Origin of the sequence: Bacillus haikouensis (assembly GCF_013179555.1) — a bacterium.
GTDB lineage: Bacteria > Bacillota > Bacilli > Bacillales > Bacillaceae_B > Rossellomorea > Rossellomorea haikouensis_A.
In genome coordinates, this window is sequence record NZ_JABMCR010000217.1 from 1 (window position 1) to 7072 (window position 7072).

The 7072-nt window shown below is 39.9% G+C and carries 8 protein-coding genes; 2 read left to right on the top strand and 6 right to left on the bottom strand.

Features of this window, described 5'->3' with window-relative positions:
- Positions 1-158: 158 nt before the first annotated feature.
- Positions 159-542: a Spx/MgsR family RNA polymerase-binding regulatory protein gene (locus HP456_RS17480; RefSeq protein ID WP_216663332.1), complete on the bottom strand. Its 384-nt coding sequence runs from the start codon at positions 540-542 to the stop codon at positions 159-161.
- Between the two features lie 427 nt (positions 543-969).
- On the opposite strand from HP456_RS17480, the gene HP456_RS17485 reads away from it, so the two are divergent.
- Positions 970-1215 carry a DUF2626 domain-containing protein gene (locus HP456_RS17485; protein WP_032087678.1) on the top strand — a complete coding sequence of 82 codons (246 nt, stop codon included), beginning with the start codon at positions 970-972 and terminating at the stop codon, positions 1213-1215.
- A gap of 43 nt (positions 1216-1258) precedes the next feature.
- Here HP456_RS17485 and HP456_RS17490 read toward each other — a convergent pair whose 3' ends face one another.
- Positions 1259-1891: an MBL fold metallo-hydrolase gene (locus tag HP456_RS17490; RefSeq protein ID WP_172253481.1), complete on the bottom strand. Its 633-nt coding sequence runs from the start codon at positions 1889-1891 to the stop codon at positions 1259-1261.
- Positions 1892-2119: 228 nt separating this feature from the next.
- Here HP456_RS17490 and HP456_RS17495 point away from each other — a divergent pair, with 228 nt between their 5' ends.
- Entirely contained in the window at positions 2120-2293 is a 174-nt protein-coding gene (locus HP456_RS17495; protein WP_172253483.1) for a DUF2759 domain-containing protein, read from the top strand.
- A gap of 95 nt (positions 2294-2388) precedes the next feature.
- On the opposite strand, the gene HP456_RS17500 is transcribed toward HP456_RS17495, so the two are convergent.
- The 4 genes from HP456_RS17500 to HP456_RS17515 all read right to left on the bottom strand — a co-directional run.
- A complete protein-coding gene (locus HP456_RS17500) occupies positions 2389-2703 on the bottom strand; it encodes an MTH1187 family thiamine-binding protein (protein WP_172253485.1) in 315 nt (104 codons plus the stop codon).
- Between the two features lie 6 nt (positions 2704-2709).
- On the bottom strand, positions 2710-3813 hold the full coding sequence (locus HP456_RS17505) for a YqgU-like beta propeller domain-containing protein (RefSeq protein ID WP_172253487.1): 1104 nt from the start codon (positions 3811-3813) through the stop codon (positions 2710-2712).
- A gap of 309 nt (positions 3814-4122) precedes the next feature.
- Positions 4123-5316 (bottom strand): M14 family metallopeptidase, encoded by a 1194-nt coding sequence (locus tag HP456_RS17510; RefSeq protein WP_172253489.1) that lies wholly within the window; start codon positions 5314-5316, stop codon positions 4123-4125.
- A gap of 120 nt (positions 5317-5436) precedes the next feature.
- A partial coding sequence (locus HP456_RS17515; protein ID WP_172253491.1) for an LTA synthase family protein occupies positions 5437-7072 on the bottom strand: 1636 nt, incomplete at its 5' end.

Consider the following 7072-nt stretch of genomic DNA (forward strand, 5'->3'; position numbering starts at 1 on the left):
TTCTCTGTGAATGTTTTTTTACTCATGATGATTCCCCGATTTCTACTAGTTGTCTATTTGTCATTATACAAAAAAATACCCTATAGGTAGACTTTTTTTAAGTGTCTACTCTATAGGGTACATTTTACTTTTGTTGGACTGTCCTTTTTTCTATTCCTTTAACTACTTTTCTTTAATGAAGTTTTTTTCCCGGCAAAACCTTTCATGGCATCCGGGTTATAACCTACAACAACGAGCTTTTTACCGTCTGTTATTAGCGGGCGGCGGAGAAGTTTGGGTTCCTGGACAATCAACTCGATCACAGCAGAAAGTGGAAGGTCGTTTATATCTTTCCCCAGCTTTTTAAAAGTCTGGCTGCGTGTGGCCAGTATTTCATCCAAACCTTCGGTGGTGAGTGACAACAGTTGGACTAATTCCTTATGAGTGGGAGTTTCTCGGAAAAGATGACGTTCGTTGAAATCGATCGAATTGGCATTCAGCCATTTTTTTGCTTTTCTGCAAGAAGTACAGCTTGGGTAAGAATAAAACATTAAATTTCCCATTATTCTTCCTCCTTCTATCATCTATACACAAATACTGTCCCGGTTACATCCATTGTAGGATCCTTGTATTACATTTGTACAGTAATGTTACTTTTCACTTTTGAAATTCTAATCATATTTCAAAAGATTCCTTGCAGGATTCTGTTAACAGTGTGTTTCTGATCGCTAGAAATATCTTCAGTTAAAAAAAGGGACAAAAAAAATGAACATGCACTACTATTGCTTAATTTCTAAATGAAAGGGTAGAATATAAATGGCCCCAATTTATCGCTGGAAGCGTTTAACAGATTCAATATGACATTTTGAAGTGCTCCTGAGTAGATATCACGCAATCGTCACAAACTATCGTCAAACAGATATTTACTTTTGTAGTAATATTCATTTATAATATTGAATGATGGACTTAGGGTGCAAAGGAGGGTTACATATGGATCGTATGTACAGAGTTCTTGGATTCTGGACTGGAATTTTTGCTGTAATGTTTTATCTTGGCGATATGACAACGACATCATTAATCTTTTTAGGCCAAACAGGATTCTTCATTATGTTAAGCTACTTAAAACTTTCCGAACGTATGTATATTTACATTTTCGGTGCCTATCTAACTGTGTTCTTCGCTGGGTTTACTTACTGGACGACCTTTATGATGACTCCGGGTGCAGGAGGACACTAAAAAAATTCCCTTTAGCTTGTGCTAAAGGGAATTTTTTTAGTTTTTAAAAACCGTTTAAGAAGGGGTTGCCGTCCATTTCATGGCCTACCGTTGTGGTTGGACCGTGCCCGGGCAGGACCTTCGTTTCCTCAGGCAGTGTCAACAAGTGGTCATGTATACTTGAAAGTAATTGCTCATGGTTTCCTCCAGGCAGATCACTTCGTCCTATGCTCCCCATAAAAAGTGTATCCCCGGCAAATACTATTCCTTCACTTGGTACATAATAAGATAGACTTCCCGGAGAATGTCCCGGTGTTTCAAAAAGCACTAATGTGAAGCCTTCAATGACGATTTTCTTTTCGGATGATAGAAGGTAATCAGCAGGTTCGGCTTGTATCTTACCCATACCAAATAAACCAGAACCATTACGGCCAGGATCTATCAGCCAATCCGACTCTTTTTCATCGATATAAACCGGAATGCTAAATGTAGTTCGCACCTTTTCAACGGCTCCGATATGATCAAAATGAGCATGGGTCAGTAATATCGCAAGCGGCTGGAGATTATTTTCGTTCAGCCAGTTCACTAAGCTTTCACCTTCTGCACCAGGATCGATGATTAAGCATTTTTTTTGATCATTCCATAAGACATAACAATTTGTCTGCAACGGCCCTAAGGGTATCTGTTTCCAATTCATTCCATCATTCTCCTTTTTCAACATTATTAGCTATTTTCATTGTAGCAGAACCGGGAAGCAGAGAAAAATAAATCTGAATGCCGCCGCCATAGAAGTGTCAAATTTTTGACCTCGACAAACAGAGGAAAAAAATATAAAATGTTAATGAGTGCATTTATGTACATAATTTATTTGTATTTGTTGTAAATGGTTGGTAAAATGTATTTTCTAATGAAAGGGGTCATATAAATGGGTCTTGTAATTATTACAGCATTGGTTACATTATTAGCTTTATTCGCAGTGGTAAGCACATTCAAAAACAAAAATGCTCTTGGAATCGTATTTTCATTGGCAACCTTAGGTGTTTTTGGCTGGTTTACAATTATGACTGTCCTTCACTCTGGATACCCAGGTGGTCACTAAAAGAAATGTAAAAAAACCCTCCGGTTTCGGAGGTTTTTTTATTCACCGAAAAACAAAAGCGGGCACCTATATGGATGCCCGCCTCGCCTTTACCTTTATTTCTCCAATTGTCTCTGAACAGAGGAAAGCTTCCCTTCCATTGTTCCTTCTTTATCTCTCCGGTCATCGATTCTGATGTTCGTCGCGACCCGTTTGATCCCTTTTTGAAATGGTGCTTCGTGTATTTCCTGAACAACTCCGAGTAATTTAGAGAGTTCACCTTCAATGATGGTATTCATCGGAGTGAGCTGAAAGCGGATGCTGCCTTCGTCCTGATGCCTCTTAAGTATGTGCTGCAGGTCTGCAACATATGAACTCACACTTGGGGTATCTGTTCCGATTGGTATGACGGTAACGTCAATGATGGCCATGTCTATCTACCCTTCCTCTTTTAGTAGTCGAATGATAGCAGGATTTTTTAAATTGATTACCTTTTCAAGCTGGTTTCCATACAGGCAATACAGTCCCTGCGGTGAACACTGAATCGGTTCAAGTGGAAGATCTTCAAACAAAGTTTCTGCGCTTCCCTCGGGGACGTCCCATCTCTTCATTGAAAATGCGCCGGTATATGTATCGAATGAACCGGCATTGTCCGCTTGAAATGTAATCAATTCATCCTTCTTGTCTATCATATCATAATAGGGAATGAACCAATCAGAATAACGGCTTAACAGGTGAGTCTCAAATTGAGACAGGACTTCCCCGCTATCATTGATGAATTGATAACTGAAGGCAGGCTCTGATTCATCATCTGAATGAACTGAAAGCAAGAAGCCAGGGAATCGTTCAAAATGAATGCTTGATGAGTCGATTGTTTCCTTTTTTGCGTCAAGCAAATTTTTACTCACAAGGGGGGCAGAGACACTTAGTCTGTCATTGTCCCAGTCCTGGTAAAGAACGGACACATCTGAATTCCACTTTAAGAAGGGCTGCTGTACATCCACTTTTTGTAATTCAGGGTCCTTCAGGTCTAATTCGAATACATCAAAGCTCCAATCTTCAGCAAAGCTTGTTATAAGGAGTTTGTTCGTATCGAATTCATTCCACTCATATGATAATTCATATGAAGGGATCTCTCCATTGTATAACTCTTTCCCGTTAAGGTCTATAATCGTGATCTTGGCTGTATAGGTAGCGGGGGCTGAGTGGATCAATATTTTATCTCTGTCAGGAGAAACCATTGAGTGGACATATGAAAGAGGGATATCATAAACCTTTTCACTTTCCCCGGTATAGACGTCCGTAATATAAAGTGCAGTTGTCCCTTCATTTTCCTTAACAGTCAGTACCTCGGAGTCAGATATCCAGTCAACATTTTCTTTAAACGTCTTTGATGAGATGCTGCTTTCTTTAATATTCTTTGCCGGTTGATTTTGTCTGGTTTCTTCTGCAAGAGGTGTCTTGACTGGCTGGGACTGACAAGCCTGCATAAGAATCAGACTTATCATAATGAAGAAAGTCAGCCGCATACTTTTATTCAAATGGTCCTCCTCCTCTCCATAAATTCTCTTATAAATTAGTACGTATGAAAGACGAAAATGTTTCAAAAATGTGTTAAAAACATTACAAAAAATTCAAAAAGTGATGACCGACTGATTTAATGCTGATTGTACAGCCTTATCAAAGGGTCACCACCTGTCCTTTAGAAGGAATCTATTCATTTAGGTATCGGTAAACTTTCACAGAAAGAACTTGATGATTTATTTTACTCCTTTTCCCTTTAAAAATCTACTGCGTATTCTTACTGTGAGATAGGAAAATATCACCGACTGAAGACCCGTGATAATCATTTAATACCACCTGTACACTGCTACAAGAAAAATCCCCAATGTGTCCCTGTATATCTCATCGAACTGAGAAATGGGGAGAGGGTTTATCCCCTTACCCAGTTCTAATGTAAACGATGATTTCTGAAATTCTTTGATATACCAATCTTTATAACCTGCATAGCTGTCAACGTATCGAACGGACTCATACCCGCTTACCCTTTCAAAATCTTTTGCAAGCCTTTCTGCTTCAGGTGGTTCCAACCCTTCATATCCCCAGTAAAATTCTTTTCCCTGCGTATGCAAAGCCAGAAGGCGATCAAAAACCTCTTCCTTTGCAAGTTCTGCCATTGCGATGGTTTCCGGTTCAGAAAGAGGCTTATCTCCTGGGAAATCCCTCGGTGCAGGTTCCTTCTCCTCCTTTCTTTCCTTTTCCACCTCCCATTTTGCAGGGAATTGATTATTGAGATCGACTCCTCGGATATTTGCTTTCCATGCTGTAAAATCAGAGCTGCCCTTGTTGATTTTCACAAGTTGATCTTTCATATTATTTGGAGGTCCTTTCAGCACCAGGTCGACCCCATCAGGATTGACCATCGGGACAATAGAAAGTGTCACCCCGTTATATATCGGCAGTGTTTGAACACCTCGGATAGGTTTGACATTTGTTAACGACAATAAATAATCATTGATGAAGGTCATTAAGATCGACGTAGTGATCCATTCATTTGCATGAAATGATGCATCCATATGGACCTTTTTCCGACCATTCCCGATTTTCATCTGTATGATCGGCTTGCCCAGTACACTTTCACCGATCGAATTTAATTTCATGAATGGATATATTTCTTTTAATCTACTTATGTCTTTTTCCAGTACTGAGTAGCTGTACCCTTGTTTTCCATCCACCACAGGAGTTATGACCCTCGCAGGCAAGTGGATGCTGGTACCGATGCTTAACGAGTTAGGATTGATGTTTTCGTTAACCAGCAAAATGGCATCGACATTTATATTCCAAACGTTCGCGATATTCCAAAACGTATCTCCTTGTTTGATTATATAGCTTTCTTTAATAAAACCCGGAATTTCCACTTCTGCCCCAATCTTTAACCCATTGGGATCAAGAGAAGGATTGGAATCAATGATCAATCCGATAGGAATATAGAACAGTTGACTGTAATACCAAAAAGTATCTCCATTTCTCACCCTGATCTTCATTCTGCAGCCTCCCCGCTAATCATCTTTATTTACTCATATGAAAGACTGTTTATTTCATGACAAAAAAAGCTTGCGAATATGATTCGCAAGCTCTTGAAAATGTAATTGGGTGAATGATCGTTATTGATCTTCATCACGATACTCTGTTTCTTCATAAAAACGAAGGAGGTCTCCGTAAATGATCTTGTCAGAGTATTCGAGTTCTTCATTTGCACGGTCCTTGAACGGTTCACAGTATTTCATGTCCGTTTCTTTTTCAGTACCTTTATCCCAGCATTTTTCACCAGCATAGACATAATCTTTCGTAATGAAACGACCGTCCCGTAATATGGTGAAATCTTCATGCTGTCCGGAGAAAACATCTCCCCCGAATTGAATATCTTTCTTCGTATCGATTCCCATCAAATGTGAAATCGTCGGTTTCAGGTCAATCTGTCCAGACACTTTAGAAATTGTCTTTCCTTCTTGTCCTGGAACATGAATAATCAGTGGAACCCTCTGCAGCTGGGTGCTGACAAAAGGAGTCACTTCTTTCCCCAGGTATTGACTCATCGCCGTGTTATGGTTTTCTGAAATACCATAATGATCTCCATACATTACGATGACGGAATCTTCATATAAGCCTGATTCTTTCAGATCAGTGATGAAGTTCTTCAGCGCCTCATCCATGTAGCGTACCGTCTGGAAATAACGATTCACTGTACCGTCGTTAGATGTATAAGGGTCGATCAATTTATCCTCTTCATCAAGTGTGAATGGATAATGGTTTGTTAATGTAATCATTTTTGTACTGAAAGGTTTTGGCATTTCTTTCATATGTTCGACCGACTGTTCAAAGAATGGGATGTCTTTCATTCCCCAGTTAACGGAGTTTTCTTCCGTTACTTCATAATCCGGCAATGAGTAGAAACGCTCATACCCTAGTGAATCGTACATGATGTCACGATTCCAGAAGCTCCTATTATTCGCGTGCATAGCAGTTGTGAAATAACCATTTGCATCAAGCTTTTCTGTCAATGAATCAAACTGGTTCCCAGAATGGGTAAAGAAAACAGCGCCACGGTTCAATGGATAAAGGGAGTTATCCAAAAGGAACTCGGAATCCGACGTTTTCCCTTGCTGCGTCTGATGGTAGAAATTATCGAAGTAATAGCTTTCGCCGATGAAGTCATTCAAGAACGGTGTAACCTCTTCGCCATTCACCTTACTATTTATTGTGAAGTTTTGAAGTGATTCCATTGAAACAATAATCAAGTTCTTATCTTGCCCGATGCCGAACATTTCGTCATCAGGCTGGATGAAGTTAGCCCGGACGTAGTTATCAATATCGGCAAGCTCGCTGCCATCAGCAAGTGCTCTCTGAGCAGAAGACTTGGACTGCAGAAAAATATCATAGATGTGATAGTTGTATGTGCCGATGTTCTTCACAAGCATCTCACGGTCAAACGTTCTTGTCAGAAGCTGTGGTCTTTCCGATTCAGCCAGTCCAAGATTGAAGAATACGAGTGCAATCGCGACCAGGAAATAGGCTCTTCTGCTCGCACGGCTGTAATTTTTAAGAGAGAACCAACCAGGCATGAATTTAATGAATGCGATCAAAAGAATCACATCTGCGAAGTAAAATAAATCTTTCCATCCTATAATTGCACTGGCACTGCTGCCCAAATCGGAGAAGTTGCTTGTTTGGAACAGCACAGGCAGGGTCAGGAAATCATCGAAAAATCGATAGAAAACAACATTTCCGTAAAGGATAAAA